Raw genomic sequence first — 14448 nt, forward strand, 5'->3', positions numbered from 1 at the left:
CGCACGGCGCCCTCGTCGCGAGACCAGAAAGCTCGAGGGATCCAGTATCGTCGTGTCGATGCCATGATCGAGAAGAAAGCGGGCCAGCCAGAACCCATCATAGCCCGCCTCAAAACAGACACGCATGCGGCATGTGAGACCTTCCGACCAGACATCTCCTTCAATTTTTGCTTCGATTCTCGAAATCGCACCGAGCAACGCGTCGGCATCACCACCGGCAATCGCCATTGTCTGGACCTTCTCGGAGCCAGGCAGCAAAAACCCAACGAGCCAAGTTCTCTGGCTCAATTCCAATGCAATATAGCAGTCGTTGACGGCATCCGCGCTCATGGTCATCCTCCGTAGCGAAAGCGGAGGTCGAACTATCAAGCTCCGCGGTGAGCTTGCATAGGATCTACAACGAGTTCCGGCCACACAGCGCGATCGGCAACAAGGTGCCGATTTTGCTCATGAACGGCTCATCGGCACCCCCGCCGACCTGAGCCTTAACCCCGGAAAATTCCAGCTCCCGCTGGCCCAAATTCGGGGTGCACTTCATAACCCCGGAAAATTCCAGCTCCCGCTGGCCTAAAAACGGGGAACACCTCACGGGAAATTGGTACGAGTTGCCAAATGGAGGAAAGGTAGGGGTCCGCGTTTCCGATAAATCTGGAGTGACCTTGGATATCGACATCCCGGGCTACCCAAAAGGATTTAAGGTGCATCAGGAATGAATATCGAGAAGAAGCATAAGTATTTTGACGTTTCGATTGGGGATTGGATAAAAAAAATCCCCAATGATCTTGAATTTGATGCGATTAGCTTAAAAGATATAGCTAATGTTGGCCGTTTTGATTTTGAGCTGCCAAATGCAGACAGTGAAGAATTTGTGAGACTAGGCGTGTTGGAGCTCATAAAGGCAGGCGCCAGCCCCGTCGTGCGCGGATCCGAAGCTGAATTCTGGGTAAAGTGTAATCACCTGGGAAATAATGCCGAGGAGATCGCTAGTAACATCGTGAAAAATTGGAAAAAATCTGGCGTTGATCCTGATGAAGAAGGTCTGTGGTTTGCTCAGGTGGATTGAGCACAACTGCAGGATTCATTCTACATCGCGGAAACGGGGTTTCTGCAGCTTTACAGGACACTGGGAAGAAGACGTAATTGTATTCAACATCCTTGATTCCCTGGTGGAACTTGATGGGGGTGAACAAATCAAACCAGTGAGCCTGGTAGAAAAAGACAACCAGTGTCCAATTGTGTTTGTTCCAACCTCAACATAACACACTGATCCTGGACGGCTGCATTTTGTGCAGCTGAAAGTGAATTGATGAGGGGGGTGCCAAACTCTGGACCAGCGCAGGCTAGAGTTTTCCGTGCTTCATTCAGGGAGGCGGGTGGTTGTGTCTCCCGAATTATCAGCGAGATCGGCACCTTATTGCCGATGGCACCGTGTGGCCGGAACTCGTTATAGTCTACCCCGCGGGTCGTCAAGGCTCATGAACCAATGCTGGTTCAGGCACTCGGCGCAAAAGCGGCCGGGCATCACGCCCGGCCGCTCCCTTTAGGGTGAGCACCCGGCCTGCCATCCTGTCACAGATCACAGACCAGGCGCCCTTGCGCTTCCATTGCCCCCAGAAGCGCAGTCCTTATTCCCGCTCGCCCGTGAAGTTGAGCAGAAGCTGGAAGATGTTGACGAAGTTCAGGTAGAGCGAGAGAGCGCCGAAGACGGCCAGCTTCTGGTTCGATTCCTGATCATAGTTTTCAGAATATTGTTCCTTGATATTCTGCGTGTCGTAGGCGGTGAGGCCGACGAAGACGACGATGCCTATGACCGAGATCGCGAATTGCAGGGCAGACGAGCCAAGGAAGATGTTGACGATACCGGCAATGATGATGCCGAAGAGGCCCATCATCAGGAACGAACCCATCTTCGAGAGGTCACGCTTCGTCGTGTAGCCATAAAGGCTGATCGCGCCGAACATGGCAGCGGTGATGAAGAAGGTCTGCGCGATGCTCGTCTTGGTGAAGACCAGGAAGACGGAGGCGAGCGACAGGCCCATCACGGCGCAGAAGGCCCAGAAGGTCATCTGTGCGGTGCTCGACGACATCGATTGGATGCGGAACGAGAAGAAGAAGACAAAGGCGAGCGGCGCCAGCATCACCACCCACTTGAGCGGCGTTTGGAAGATCGGCACGTAAAGAGCTGGCGTCGAGCCGACGATGAAGGCGACGATGCCGGTTATGACGAGGCCGAGCGCCATGTAGTTGTAGACGCGCAGCATGTGCTGGCGCAGGCCTTCGTCAAAAAGGACCTGCGTATTGGCGGCGGAGCCGGTACCATAGCGGGGATTGATCGGGTTCATGGCTGATCTCCTCGGTTGAACTAGTAGAGTGATCGGGCAAGCCGTTCGGCTGCCTGATCGAGATTGGTGCCGCCATTGTCGGCGATCAGCGCGTAGGCAACGTCACCGATTTGCCAGTAGGCGGCTTCTGTCTTTTCAAGTGCGATATGGCTGACCGCCTTCACCTCGAAGGCGCCAGGCCGGACCGCGAAGAGCGACAGGCGCTTGCCGTCGGCTTCCTCGATTGCCATTTCGACACTCGGCCCGAATTGCGACGGGAAGATCTGCACATCGGCAACCTTCCAGTCCTTCGGCAATTCGGGCATCACGATTGCGGTCGCAGCGCGGATATCCTCAGCACTGTAGGCCGGGGCCGTCTGCGACGGAATGGTTTCACGAAGGGCTGCCGTGCGATACGCGCGCACTGCATCCTCGACATAGGCAGGTGCCGGAACCGAAGCCGCGACTTCCGTTGCCGTAAAGGCGCCGAAGGAATTATGCGCCACCCAGCCGGCAGCAAGGAGAATACCAACAGCCGCGATACGCTGCATCGAGTGCAGTATGCGGCCGTAGGAAAGACCGCGTTCCAGCCTGCGGGCAGCATCGCGTGTCTCGGCGCGGCCAAAGGCGCTTTCGCCTGCCAGCGCAAGCCGTAATTCACCCTTCATGCTAAGATCGGCCATGACCTTGGCGGCGATCGCCGGGTTCTCGGAAAGATAAGATTCCACCTGAATGCGCCGTGCGACATCGAGCTCGCCGTCAACATAGGCGTCGAGATCGGCATCGATGATCGGGTCAATCGCCTTCATTGCCGTTCCCTCCAACTAGTTTCAGATGCGCGATGCGTGGGCTCTTTTCTTCGAACTCGCGCAACTGGGCGCGGGCACGCGAAATGCGCGACATCAGCGTGCCGACAGGAATGCCGAGCGCATTGGCCGCTTCCTGATAGGACAGGTCCTCGATCGCCACGAGGTGCAGCGCTTCGCGCTGCTCTTCCGGCAGGTCAAAAAAGGCGTTGCGCACCTGCTGCAGGCGCACCGCATGTTCCTGTGCGGCCGGCAGCGACTGTTCCGCTTCGACTGCCGCCTCATCATGGCGGCGCGTCAGCGAGCGGGCCTGCCGCACGCGGTCGATGTGGGCATTGTGTAGGATGGAAAGCAGCCAGGTGCGCAGGTTTCCGCCGCTGCGGAAGCTCTTGCGCTTCTCGAAGGCCCGGATCAGCGCATCGTGCACCAGATCCTCCGCCTCGTCCGAATTGCGCACCAGTGAGCGCGCGTAGCGGCGAAGCGCTGCGAGCTGACCGATGACATCGAAGGGGCGTTCTTTCCGTTCCATAATTGAGTATACGAAAGCCTCGCAGATTTTATTCCGTGTCAATTTAGATTTTTTGGAATCGGCCGGAAGGAGGCCCGTCATTTGTGCAAGGCCACAAGTTCCGCCGTTGCCACGGCGGAAGTGGTGTTTTGCCGGCCCGACACAAGGATCAGCCCTTGGGCATGATCCCCGGCTGATCGGCAGGGAATTTCGCAATATCCTGGACACTGATATTGAGATGCTGGGCAACGAGCGCTGCCGGCGTATGGGTCAGCCACGATGAAAGCCCGACTTCCTGATATTCAGCGACCTTGAACACAGCGACGAATTGCAAGTCGGTCTTGCCGGTATTCTCGATAATATGGCCCTGGCTCCTTTTGACATAGCCGATATCGCCGGGCCGGAAATCCGCTGTCTGACTGCGCGGGCCGGCATCGAACACCGTCATGCGGCCTTCACCTTTGATCCAGTACTGCCATTCGTCGGCATTGGGATGCCAGTGCATTTCGCGCACCGCACCCGGCTTGATCGTCTCGATCGCCGCAGCGATCGTCTTGGAGACCTTGAAGCTGCTGCTGTCTGCCAGCTGGATCGTGCCCGACGCGTTCTGCTTCAGCGGCGCCGATGCCGTCAGCCTGTAGGTAAAGGGGTAGGGCGGCAGGCCCGCGGAAGAAACGGCTTCCTGGTCGGCTGAAAGCGGACCCGGTTCCTTGCCCTGAAAGATCCAGAGGTCCTGCAACGGGATGTTCTTGAAAGTGTCCTGCGGCACGCCGAAGTTCTTGGCAAGCAGCTCAGGCGATGTGTGCGCCAGCCAGTCGGTCAAGAGCAGCGTGCCATATTCGGACTGGTCGCCCTCGTCGAAGACGATGACGAATTCGCAGCCTTCGGGTCCAAGTCCCTGCAGGGAATGCGGGTAACCGGCCGGAAAATACCAGAGATCGCCGGCCTCGACGTCCTGGACATAGGCGCGGCCCTGCGGATCGAGCACGGTCACACGGCAGCGGCCGTTGGTCATGATCGCCCATTCGGCAGCCCGGTGCCAATGCATCTCGCGGATGCCGCCGGGGCCGAGCCGCATATTGACGCCAGAAACGGCCTCGGAGATTGCGAAATCGGACTTGGTGACCTGCCGTGCCCAACCACCGTTCTGGATGCGTTTGGCCGCATTGTTGAACGATCCCCAGAAGAGCTGCATATCGCCGACGTCGGTTGCCGGCGGGTTTTCGAAGGAAGGAAACTGGTCGTTGATGGTAGGGTTCTTCGGGCCTGGATCGGAAAGCCCGGCGGGATTGGCGTTGACAGCACCCTCAGCCGGCTGGTCGGGATTGCCGAAGCTTGCTGCGCGGGCGGCACCCGCTGCAAGGGCCGTTCCACCCATCGCTCCGAGGGCAAGCACGGTGCGTCTCGAAAGAGGTTCCATGATTTTAATCCTTTCACGTCGATTAAGAGGGATCATTCCGGTTGGGCTTGGACTTGGGTTTGGGTTGGGGCGCTGACAGGCCGTCGTCGGCTGACGAATTGGCTCAGCTTTTCCAAGTAGAGGTAGACGACCGGGGTCGTGTAGAGCGTCATCAACTGGCTGATGAGCAGACCGCCAACCATGGCGTAACCAAGCGGTTGGCGCAGTTCAGAGCCGGTGCCGTGGCCCAGCATCAGCGGCAGGCCGGCAAGAAGTGCTGCCGATGTCGTCATGATGATCGGGCGGAAGCGCAGGAGGCAGGCCTGGCGGATCGCGTCTTCCGGCGACAGCCCTTGCTCACGCTGGGCGGCGATCGCGAAGTCGACGATCATGATGCCATTTTTCTTGACGATGCCGATCAAGAGGATCACCCCGATCAGCGCGATGACGGTAAAGTCGAAGCCGAAGGCCCACAGCATGGCGAGAGCACCGAGACCGGCAGAGGGAAGCGTCGACAGGATCGTCAGCGGATGGAAATAGCTCTCATAGAGCACGCCGAGGATCAGATAGATCACGGCAATTGCCGCAAGCACCAGCAGCGGCTCGCTTGCCAGCGAGCTTTGATAGGCCTGCGCATTGCCCTGGAAGGTGCCGATGACGGTTGCCGGCTTGCCAAGATCGGTCTCCGCCTTGCTGATCGCGGCAACCGCCTGACTGAGTGCGGTGCCCTTGGTCAGGTTGAATGAGAGTGTGACGGCCGGGAACTGGCTCTGGTGGTTGACGGCAAGCACGGCCGTCGGTTCGGTCGTCTGCTTGACGAGCTGGTTTAAAGGAACCTCTTCGCCGGTCAACGGCGATTTGATATAGAGGCCATTGATCGCCAATGGGGAATTCTGGAACTGCGGAGCAAGTTCAAGAACCACATGATAGCTGTTCAGGTCGGTGAAATACTGGGTGACCTGGCGTTGGCCAAAGGCATCGTAAAGCGTGTTGTCGATCGTCTGCGGCTGGATGCCGAAGCGCGATGCCTGGTCGCGGTCGATTGTAAGCGTTACGGTGGCGCCGCCATTCTGCTGGTCGGTAGCGACATCGGTCAGCTCGGGCAGCGTCTTGAACTTGGCAAGCAGCTTGGCCGCCCAGTCGTCGAGTTCTCCGGCGTCGCCGTCCTGCAACGTATATTGGAACTGCGTGGCCGATGACCGACCTCCGACATTGATATCCTGCGCCGGCTGCAGGAAGAGCTCCGCACCCTGCATTTGAGCGAGCTTCGGGCGAAGCCTGTTGATGATCTCGCCTGCCGAGGCATCGCGCTGTTCCTCAGGTTTCAGCGTGATGAACATACGGCCGGTATTGACGGTTTGGCCGGCTCCACCGCCGACGGCCATGCCGACGCTTGCAACACCCGGATCGCTGGCGATGATGTTTCCAGCCTCGATCTGATGGCGCGACATTTCTGCGAAGGAAATATCCTGAGAGGATTCGAGGATGCCGGTGATGAGGCCGGTATCCTGGATCGGGAAGAAGCCCTTGGGAATATTGATAAACAGGAAGGCGGTTGACGCAAGCGAGGCGAGGAAGGCTGTCATCGTCAGCCGGTGGTGGCGCAGCGCTATAGCGAGTGTGTAGCGATAGGCGGCAAGAAGCCCGTCGAACGCCTTTTCGCTGATGTTGTAGAGCCTGCCACGGCGAGCGTCTTTTTCCGGCTTCAGGAAGCGGGAGCTCATCATCGGCGTGATGGTCAGCGAGACGAGGGCCGAGACGACGATCGTCATCGTCACGGTGATCGCGAATTCCCGGAACAGCCGGCCGACGATGCCGCCCATTAAAAGGAGCGGAATGAAGACGGCGACGAGCGAGATGCTGATCGAAATGATGGTGAAGCCAATTTCACGCGCGCCGTCGATCGCCGCTTGTTTCGGCGTTTTGTCCATCTCCATATGGCGATGGATGTTCTCGACCATGACGATCGCATCGTCGACGACGAAACCGACAGCAATACTCAAGCCCATCAGCGAAAGGTTGTCGAGGCTGAAGCCCGCGACATACATCAATGCGAGTGTGGCAAGAAGTGCCAAGGGCACTGTCACGCTCGGGATCACCGTGACCCAGACGTTGCGCAGAAAGATGAAGATCACCATGACGACGAGAGCGATGGTGATGACGAGCGTCGTCTCGACGTCTGCTACCGATGCGCGGATCGTGGTCGTCCGGTCGCTGAGAATAGACAGGTGAATGGCGGCCGGCGCGATCGCCTGCAGCTGCGGCAGTGCAGCCCGGATCGCACCGACCGTATCGATGATATTGGCGCCCGGCAGCTTGAAGATCGGCAGGAGGATTGCCCGCTTGCCGTCGGCCCATGCGGCCAGCTGATTGTTTTCCGGCCCGTCGATCGCCTGGCCGATATCGCTGATGCGCACCGTCGCGCCGTTGCGATAGGCGACGATCGCATCGTTCCACGGGGCGGCCTTTAAGAGCTGGTCGTTGTCGTAGATCGTATAGGTGTGTTCCGCACCCTGTACGCTGCCCTTCGGCGCGTTGCTGGTGACGCCTGTTACGGCGCTGCGGATATCCTCGAGCGAAAGCCCCATCTCGGCGATCTTGCCGGGATCGATCTGCAGGCGCACCGCCGGCTTCTGCTGGCCGAAGACAAGAACCTGCGAAACGCCATCGAGCTGACTGATATGCTGGGCAAGCACGCTCTCGGCAAAGTCGTCGACTTGAGTCAGCGGCAGCGTGTCCGAAGTCATGGCGAGCACCATGACGGGCGGATCGGCGGGGTTGACCTTGCGATAGGTCGGCGGCGAAGGCAGGCCCGTCGGCAATTGCCCGCCGGCTGCGTTGATTGCAGTCTGCACGTCCTGGGCAGCGCTGTCGACGTCGCGCGAGAGGTCGAATTGCAGGGTGATCGCGCTCGAGCCGAGCGTGCTCGTCGAGGTCATCTGGGTGACGCCGGGAATTTGGCCGAATTGCCGCTCCAACGGCTGGGTCACGGCAGATGCCATGGTCTTCGGATCCGCACCGGGAAACTGCGTCGAGACCTGGATTGTCGGGAAATCCACCTGCGGCAGGGGTGCCACCGGTAGCAGAGGATAGGCGACGATGCCGATCCCGAAGAGGGCTGCCATCAGCAGCGAGGCGGCGATAGGCCGTTCGATGAACCAGGAGGAGATCGACATGGCCTACTCCTTAGTGACGGCTTGCGAAGCGGCCGCCTGTTGGATGCTGACAGGGGTGCCGACATCCAGGCGATACTGTCCTGATGTGACGACCCGTTCGGTGCCTGCAAGGCCCTTTTCGATGACGGCGCGGCCACTCTCGATCGGCCCGGGTATGACCTTGCGCACGGCAGCCGTGCCGGCAGCGTCGATGATGTAGACGAAGAAGCCGTCTTCTCCGCGCTCAAGTGCTGCAGAGGGAATGGTTACGGCCTTTCGCAGTGTCTGTTGCTTGACCCTCAGCATCACGAACTGACCCGGCCACAGTGCATCGTCCTTGTTTTCGAAGGTCGATTTGATGCGGATCGTGCCGCTTGCCTGATCGATGACGTTGTCGATCAGCGAGAGGGTGCCTGAGGCCAGCTCTCGTGACCGATCCATTGACATGGCCATCACCTCGACCGGGCCGGCCTTCAGCGCGGCGCGCACTGCGTCGAGATCGTCTTCCCGCAGCGTGGAGACGACCGTGATCGGCTGTGTCTGCGTGATGGTGACGATCGGTGTCGCATCGGTCGTGTGTACTTCGTTGCCGGCGTCGATCCGACGGATGCCGGTGCGGCCATCGATCGGTGAGCGGATCTGCGTGTAGGACAGCGAAACGTCGGCATCCTCTTTGGCAGCCTGATCTTGCGCAAGCTGGGCCGCAGCACTTGCCACTTGGGCCTGCTGCTCTTCCAGCGTTTCCTGCGTCACGATCTGCTGCTGCGAGAGCCTCTGATCCTTGGCGAGCAGATACTGGGCATTGGCGAGATCGGCCTCGTCCTGCTTGATCTTGGCGGCAGCCTGATCGACGGCTGCCTGGAAGGGGCGCGGATCGATGACGGCGAGAAGACCACCCTTCTTGACGGCCTGTCCCTCGTCAAACATCACGCTCTGTAACTCGCCGTCCACGCGCGTCGTGATATTGACCGTATAGTTGGCCTGCACTGTGCCGAGGCCGTCGAGATAGACAGGCACGTCGGTGATGGCAGGGGTGGCGACATCGACCGGTACGGCCGGCGTGCCGGGCTGCGAGGCAGCAATGGTCGGCTCGGTCCCTGCCAACCAGAAGGCTGCGGCCGATCCGCTCGCAATGGTGAGAATGGCTGCGGCAGCGAGGACTGCTGGTTTGCGGCGACGACGGGGTTCAATCACGGTGCGGATGGATGTCACTGCCGGCTCCATGGTTAAGAGTTGATCGCGCGATGAGGCCGCCGGCCGGGGCGGCCCGTATCTGTCTCCTGAATTGGTGGGCTGGCTTGAAAGCCTCAGGCTGCTGACTGTCTGCAGGCTGAGCGGCTTACCTGTCTCCAGCCGATCAATTCTGGTGGGAGAAGGCTATGTCCGGGCAGGCATCGGCGCATCTATACGCAGGTCTAGTCACCGTTCCCCATTGGTATGGGTCAGGGAGAAGCCGGCGCGGAAAAGCCAACGAAAAGAACCATTCGACCCGGTTTCCCTGGCCATTTGAGAATAGATCAAGTGTCGTCCGGTCAGCCGGTTATGGCCGGCTGCGGTTGGGCGACCGGCGGTTTCCGGCGGAAATCGGGATGCAGCGGCCCGAAGGGCATGGCACCCATGCAGGTGACAAGGGCAATGCCGGCAATCGCAAAAGAGAAGGAGAGGATGAAGACATCCGCGTAGGCAAGGATGCTCGCCTGGGCATGGACTGCTGTTGCGACTGTGGAAAGAGCCTTCACGCTCCCATGATGATCGGTGCCGAATAGCGTCTCGAGCTTCGCCAACGCGTCGTGGAGACTGTCCGAGGACGTGGAAATCGGGCCGGTCAGTATATTGGAATGGTATTGCTCGCGCTGCCGCAGCCAGGTGTTGAGAAGGCTCTGCGCCAGCTCGACGCTGCCGAGCCGTACGACCTGGATATAGGCGGAAACCGCTGTGGAGCGTTTCGGGTCGGAATTGGCAATCAGGTAGACGACCGTCGCGAAGAAGGCGAAGGATTGCCCCGCCGTATGCAAGAGCACGACCGGCAGAAAATTAAAAGGCGCCCATGCTTTCGTGAGGCCTGATCCCCAGAGCGAGCCGAAGGCCATCGCAGCCAGTCCCATCATGATGACGAGGCGCGCATCGATCCGGCGCAGCAGGAAGATTGCAAAGGCGATGAACAGGAAGACCGGGATAACGGCGCCGAAGATGTAGAGCTCGGAGATGGCGATCGGCCGCAATCCGACGACCGTCTGCAGGAAGCCAGGAATGGAAATCGCGGCGCCGGAACTCGAAAAGGTAAAAGCGATGATGATCGCATAGCCGATGCCGATATTGCGCGACAAGATCACGCTTGCATGTGCCCAGGGATTGGCAACGACGCTTTCGTTGATAAGGAAGCCGATGAAGAGGATCGTGCCGCCTGCGAGCAGCGAGGTGACGATGCCGGAATTGAACCAATCCAGCCGGTTGCCCTGATCGAGACCGACATAAATCATCGTCATCGAACAACCGAGCAGCATCATGCCGCCCCAGTCTGCGCCTTCGAGCAAATTGATATTGATCTCTTCCTTGGGAGCACCGATGACGAGGAGGAGCGCGATGATCGGCGTGACGATCACATCCTGCCAGTAGACCCACTGCCAGCCGAGATAATCATCATAGATGCCGACGAGGACGAAGCCGAGATTCTGCGATAGCGGAACCCGAAGCGCGTAGATCGAAAGGCCGATCAGCCAGTATTTCATGTCGAGATTGCGGAAGATCACCATGATGGTGGCCGGAATGAAGACGCCGAGCAGAAGGGCTCTTGCCGTATGCAGCGCAAAAAGTGCGCCGCCGTCATGGACCATCGGAATCATGAGCGAAATGCCGGCATAGACCAATGTCGTCGGGATCATCACCCGGCGCACGCCGAAGACGGTGGCAAGCCACGCCACCGCCGAAGAAATGAGGATCTGCGGGGCGTTCGCGACAGTGCTGAGCCAGGACGCCTCATCGAAGCCAAGCGAATAGGCGCCGCGGATATCCGGCAGGCCGACGGCAAAGACGCGCGTGTCGAAGCCGACGACGAAGGAGGCGAGTAACAGCGCCGCGACGATGAGGAGCGGATGGCTGGTCGTCGTGCCACGGGTCAGCGGACCGAAGGCGCGGGGAGCCGTGCTCATCGGTCCAGGTCCGGCTTAGTATCGACCGTCACGACAGCCGACATTCCAGGCTTCAGTTGGTCAACCAGCGGCTGGCCAGGGTCGAAGACGATCTTGACCGGCATGCGTTGGACGACCTTGGTATAGTTTCCGGTCGCATTGTCGGGCGGCAGCAGCGCGAAGATCGACCCACTTGCCGGAGACAGGCCGATAACCTTGCCGTGCAGCGTTTGGCCGGGGAAGGTATCGATGGTTACGTCCGCAGATCGGCCCGGCGTGATCCGGGAAAGCTGCGTCTCCTTGAAATTGGCGGTGATGTAGACGCTCGGAAGCGGAACTTCCGACACAAGGTTGGTGCCGGCCGAAACGAAATCGCCTTCGTGGACGAGCCTGCGGCCGATGACGCCGTCGAAAGGCGCATAGATCCTGGAATAGCCCTGATGGATCAGGGCCGTATCCAGCGAAGCCTGGGCAGCATTGACCTGCGCCTGCAGCAGTGGATATTGCCCGTTCAGAACGTTCAGCTGGGCCTTTTGCTGCTCGATCGAAGCTGCCGTCGATTTGACGGAGGCTTGCGCCTGCAGATAAGCGGCCTGCGCCTGCTGCAGCAGCTGTTGCGAGGTCGCTCCGCCAAGGCTGGTCTGGCGGTGGAACTCTTGTTCGGTCTGGGTCTCTTGTGCGAGCGCCGAAGCGTTCTGCGCTTCCGCCACCTGCACGACGGCCTTTTGCAGTTCGATCTGGTTTGCAAGATTGGCAAGTGAAGCGTTTGCGGCGGCAAGATTGGCCTTCGAGACGGCGACCGCAGCATCATATTCCCGTGGATCGATTTCGGCGAGTAACTGGCCTTTCGTTACTTTTTGATAGTCGGTGACCGGGGTGCTCTGGACGATCCCGCTGATCTGGGCACTCAGCGTCGAGACATCGGCGCTGACCACCGCGTCGTCGGTCGATTGATGTGATGCGCCTGCTACCCAGCGGTTCCAGTCGACGCTGACGATCGCCACTCCGCCGCTCACGAGCGCGATGGCGAGAAGGGGAATGGCAAGCCGCCTCAACGACACTACGGCTGCCGGGGAGGGCGCAGCCGGTGCAGCAGGGGCTTCCGGTTGCTGAGGCGAACGGACCGGGTCGGACGGGCTGAGGCTGGTAATGCCGATCTGATTGGCCATGGCGAACCTCACTTCTTGCTGCGGTCTGCGGAGATCTTTGCGCGGACGCGAACCGGGACCGGCGTGAACGACACGTGGCCGGTGCCATGGACCTGCAGCCAATAGCCAAGTGCAATGAAGACCGCGCCGCCGATGAGATTTCCGAGTGTCACCCAGAGAAGATTATGGACGGCGGCAGCAAGTGTGATGTTTGCGGGGTGCTCGCCCATCAGCGCCATCGAGAAGGTGAACATGTTGGCGACGCTGTGTTCGTAGCCGGCCGCCACGAAGATGGTGATCGGCCAGAAGATCAGCATGATCTTGGCTGCTGCATTATCCGTGCGTCCGGCCATCCAGATCGCCAGGCAGACCAGCCAATTACAGAGAATGCCGCGGGCGAGAAGCTCCAGCGATCCTGCAGACATCTTGGCTGAGACGATCGAGAAGAACGCCTGGCTTCCGTCTCCGAGCAGCACGCCGCCGCCGGCGAGATGGAAAAGGCCGGCAAGCATCATGGCGCCGATCAGGTTGCCGATCCAGGCCGCGACCCAGACAAGCAGCATATCGGTAGAACGGCTGCGCCGGGTCAGAACCGCAAGCGGCATATACATCGCCGTTCCTGTGAAGAGCTCGCTGCCGGCAAAGACGACGATCGTCAGGGCAGAGGAGAAGACCACCCCCATGAGAAGATGCGCCCAGGCGGGATCGGCATGCGCGCCGGCGGTAAACATGATGATATCGCCGAAACCGATATAGGCGCCGGCCATCGCCGCCCCGATCAGGAAGGCAGGAAAGTGGTTCCGGACCTCTTCGGCCTTCCCTTCGCCGGACTGGGCAAAGTGATTGATCGAATCCTGATACATGGCAGCACCTCGCATCTTTACATGATCGAACCGAGCTCTTCCCGGATAGTCGAGACGTTAGTCGCCCACGCTGCATGACTGAATCATACCTACGTCTAGGCTGGCCTGCCGGTCGGTTCAGCTTGTGCCTTGCAGCGCTGGCAGCCGAGGCGCTTGTGTCCCGCCTGCGATTGCTGATCGCCGCAAAAAAAAGCGGCCGCCTCCGAAATCCGGAAGGCGGCCAGATGCGGATCCTCGGGCAATCCGCGGCTTCCGGCGGAGGGGAGGGACACCGGGAAGCCGTAACCGAGACATTTATCGCCTGTCAGGAGGAGGCTTCAGGCGATAGTGAGGACGATACGCTAATTGCGCAGCCTGCGGAACTAAACTTACGTATTGGCCCGACTAAACCAGCAGGTGATTTTATCCCGTCGGGCCGTATCCCTATTCTTTTCCTCGATCGGCGAGCCCTCGTCGACGATATCAGAGGCATCCGGCCTCCTCTGAACGGGGCTGCGCCGTCGATAGCGATCTTCAACCCGAATAGGACCTGTCATGAAAATCACTGTTTTTTCCCTCATCGCAGCCGGCATGCTGGCCGCCCCTGTCGTCGCAAACGCCGCCCAGGCCGATGTCGGCAAGCTGGATTGCGACGTTTCCAAGGGGATTGGTGTCATCGTCGGCTCCAAGCAGGACGTCGACTGCACCTTCACCCCGAGCGCTGCCGGCGACGCCAGCCAGCATTACGTCGGCACGATCACCGATTTCGGGCTCGACGTCGGTACCGTCGAAAAAGGCCGGATGGTCTGGCTCGTCTTCAACGCCACGCGTCAACCGGTTGCCGGCCTGGCGGGTAATTATGCCGGTCTGACGGCCGATGCCAGCGTCGGCATCGGCGGCGGTGCCAATGTGCTGGTCGGCGGAACGAGCAAGACCATCTCGCTGCAGCCGGTTTCGCTTGAAGGCGATGTCGGCGTCAATCTCGCCGTTGGGGTTACGTCTTTGAAGCTGCAGCTGGCAGAATAAGTGCAATCGGGTTGGTTTTTGCCGCTGGGCAAAAGCGACCTCAGATATGCTGATAAATCAAACCGTCCTTCCCCCTGGGCCAATCTGACGCTTGGCACCCATAGACGATCCTTGT

Annotated in this window: 11 protein-coding genes and 2 pseudogenes; 2 read left to right on the forward strand and 11 right to left on the reverse strand. The window is 59.7% G+C overall.

What is annotated here, in order from left to right:
• A pseudogene (locus tag FHT78_RS19525) lies at positions 1-330 on the reverse strand (IS110 family transposase); the annotation flags it as partial.
• A 379-nt stretch (positions 331-709) separates the two neighbouring features.
• On the opposite strand from FHT78_RS19525, the gene FHT78_RS19530 reads away from it, so the two are divergent.
• Entirely contained in the window at positions 710-1063 is a 354-nt protein-coding gene (locus FHT78_RS19530) for a hypothetical protein (protein ID WP_183747628.1), read from the forward strand.
• A gap of 329 nt (positions 1064-1392) precedes the next feature.
• Here the strand turns inward: FHT78_RS19530 and FHT78_RS19535 are convergent.
• The 10 genes and pseudogenes from FHT78_RS19535 to FHT78_RS19580 form a co-directional block, all read right to left on the reverse strand.
• Positions 1393-1516: pseudogene (locus FHT78_RS19535) on the reverse strand (integrase core domain-containing protein); the annotation flags it as partial.
• A gap of 109 nt (positions 1517-1625) precedes the next feature.
• Positions 1626-2342: a Bax inhibitor-1/YccA family protein gene (locus FHT78_RS19540; protein ID WP_183747631.1), complete on the reverse strand. Its 717-nt coding sequence runs from the start codon at positions 2340-2342 to the stop codon at positions 1626-1628.
• Between the two features lie 20 nt (positions 2343-2362).
• Positions 2363-3130: an anti-sigma factor gene (locus FHT78_RS19545; RefSeq protein WP_183747634.1), complete on the reverse strand. Its 768-nt coding sequence runs from the start codon at positions 3128-3130 to the stop codon at positions 2363-2365.
• Positions 3117-3656, reverse strand: coding sequence for a sigma-70 family RNA polymerase sigma factor (locus FHT78_RS19550; RefSeq protein WP_183747637.1), 540 nt, complete (start codon positions 3654-3656; stop codon positions 3117-3119). The genes FHT78_RS19545 and FHT78_RS19550 overlap by 14 nt, the downstream gene beginning before the upstream one ends.
• Positions 3657-3804: 148 nt before the next feature.
• Positions 3805-5055 (reverse strand): oxalate decarboxylase family bicupin, encoded by a 1251-nt coding sequence (locus tag FHT78_RS19555; RefSeq protein ID WP_183747640.1) that lies wholly within the window; start codon positions 5053-5055, stop codon positions 3805-3807.
• A 32-nt stretch (positions 5056-5087) separates the two neighbouring features.
• A complete protein-coding gene (locus FHT78_RS19560; RefSeq protein ID WP_183747643.1) occupies positions 5088-8210 on the reverse strand; it encodes an efflux RND transporter permease subunit in 3123 nt (1040 codons plus the stop codon).
• Positions 8211-8213: 3 nt separating this feature from the next.
• Complete coding sequence (locus tag FHT78_RS19565; protein WP_183747646.1) at positions 8214-9401, reverse strand: efflux RND transporter periplasmic adaptor subunit; 1188 nt, start codon at positions 9399-9401, stop codon at positions 8214-8216.
• A gap of 320 nt (positions 9402-9721) precedes the next feature.
• A complete protein-coding gene (locus FHT78_RS19570; RefSeq protein WP_183747649.1) occupies positions 9722-11338 on the reverse strand; it encodes an MFS transporter in 1617 nt (538 codons plus the stop codon).
• Positions 11335-12486: an HlyD family secretion protein gene (locus tag FHT78_RS19575; RefSeq protein ID WP_183747652.1), complete on the reverse strand. Its 1152-nt coding sequence runs from the start codon at positions 12484-12486 to the stop codon at positions 11335-11337. The genes FHT78_RS19570 and FHT78_RS19575 overlap by 4 nt, the downstream gene beginning before the upstream one ends.
• An 8-nt stretch (positions 12487-12494) precedes the next feature.
• Entirely contained in the window at positions 12495-13328 is an 834-nt protein-coding gene (locus FHT78_RS19580) for a formate/nitrite transporter family protein (RefSeq protein ID WP_183747655.1), read from the reverse strand.
• A gap of 534 nt (positions 13329-13862) precedes the next feature.
• Between FHT78_RS19580 and FHT78_RS19585 the strand changes: the two genes are divergently transcribed.
• Positions 13863-14333: a DUF992 domain-containing protein gene (locus FHT78_RS19585; RefSeq protein WP_183747658.1), complete on the forward strand. Its 471-nt coding sequence runs from the start codon at positions 13863-13865 to the stop codon at positions 14331-14333.
• The last annotated feature ends 115 nt before the right edge of the window (positions 14334-14448 follow it).

Origin of the sequence: Rhizobium sp. BK196, from assembly GCF_014193255.1 — a bacterium.
GTDB lineage: Bacteria > Pseudomonadota > Alphaproteobacteria > Rhizobiales > Rhizobiaceae > Rhizobium.

What these genes read in the sequence shown, in the direction of transcription:
- FHT78_RS19555 (WP_183747640.1), bottom strand. Translation starts at nt 5,055, where the DNA reads ATGGAACCTCTTTCGAGACGCACCGTGCTTGCCCTCGGAGCGATGGGT.
- FHT78_RS19560 (WP_183747643.1), bottom strand. Translation starts at nt 8,210, where the DNA reads ATGTCGATCTCCTCCTGGTTCATCGAACGGCCTATCGCCGCCTCGCTG.
- FHT78_RS19580 (WP_183747655.1), bottom strand. Translation starts at nt 13,328, where the DNA reads ATGTATCAGGATTCGATCAATCACTTTGCCCAGTCCGGCGAAGGGAAG.
- FHT78_RS19570 (WP_183747649.1), bottom strand. Translation starts at nt 11,338, where the DNA reads ATGAGCACGGCTCCCCGCGCCTTCGGTCCGCTGACCCGTGGCACGACG.
- FHT78_RS19540 (WP_183747631.1), bottom strand. Translation starts at nt 2,342, where the DNA reads ATGAACCCGATCAATCCCCGCTATGGTACCGGCTCCGCCGCCAATACG.
- FHT78_RS19575 (WP_183747652.1), bottom strand. Translation starts at nt 12,486, where the DNA reads ATGGCCAATCAGATCGGCATTACCAGCCTCAGCCCGTCCGACCCGGTC.
- FHT78_RS19530 (WP_183747628.1), top strand. Translation starts at nt 710, where the DNA reads ATGAATATCGAGAAGAAGCATAAGTATTTTGACGTTTCGATTGGGGAT.
- FHT78_RS19550 (WP_183747637.1), bottom strand. Translation starts at nt 3,656, where the DNA reads ATGGAACGGAAAGAACGCCCCTTCGATGTCATCGGTCAGCTCGCAGCG.
- FHT78_RS19585 (WP_183747658.1), top strand. Translation starts at nt 13,863, where the DNA reads ATGAAAATCACTGTTTTTTCCCTCATCGCAGCCGGCATGCTGGCCGCC.
- FHT78_RS19545 (WP_183747634.1), bottom strand. Translation starts at nt 3,130, where the DNA reads ATGAAGGCGATTGACCCGATCATCGATGCCGATCTCGACGCCTATGTT.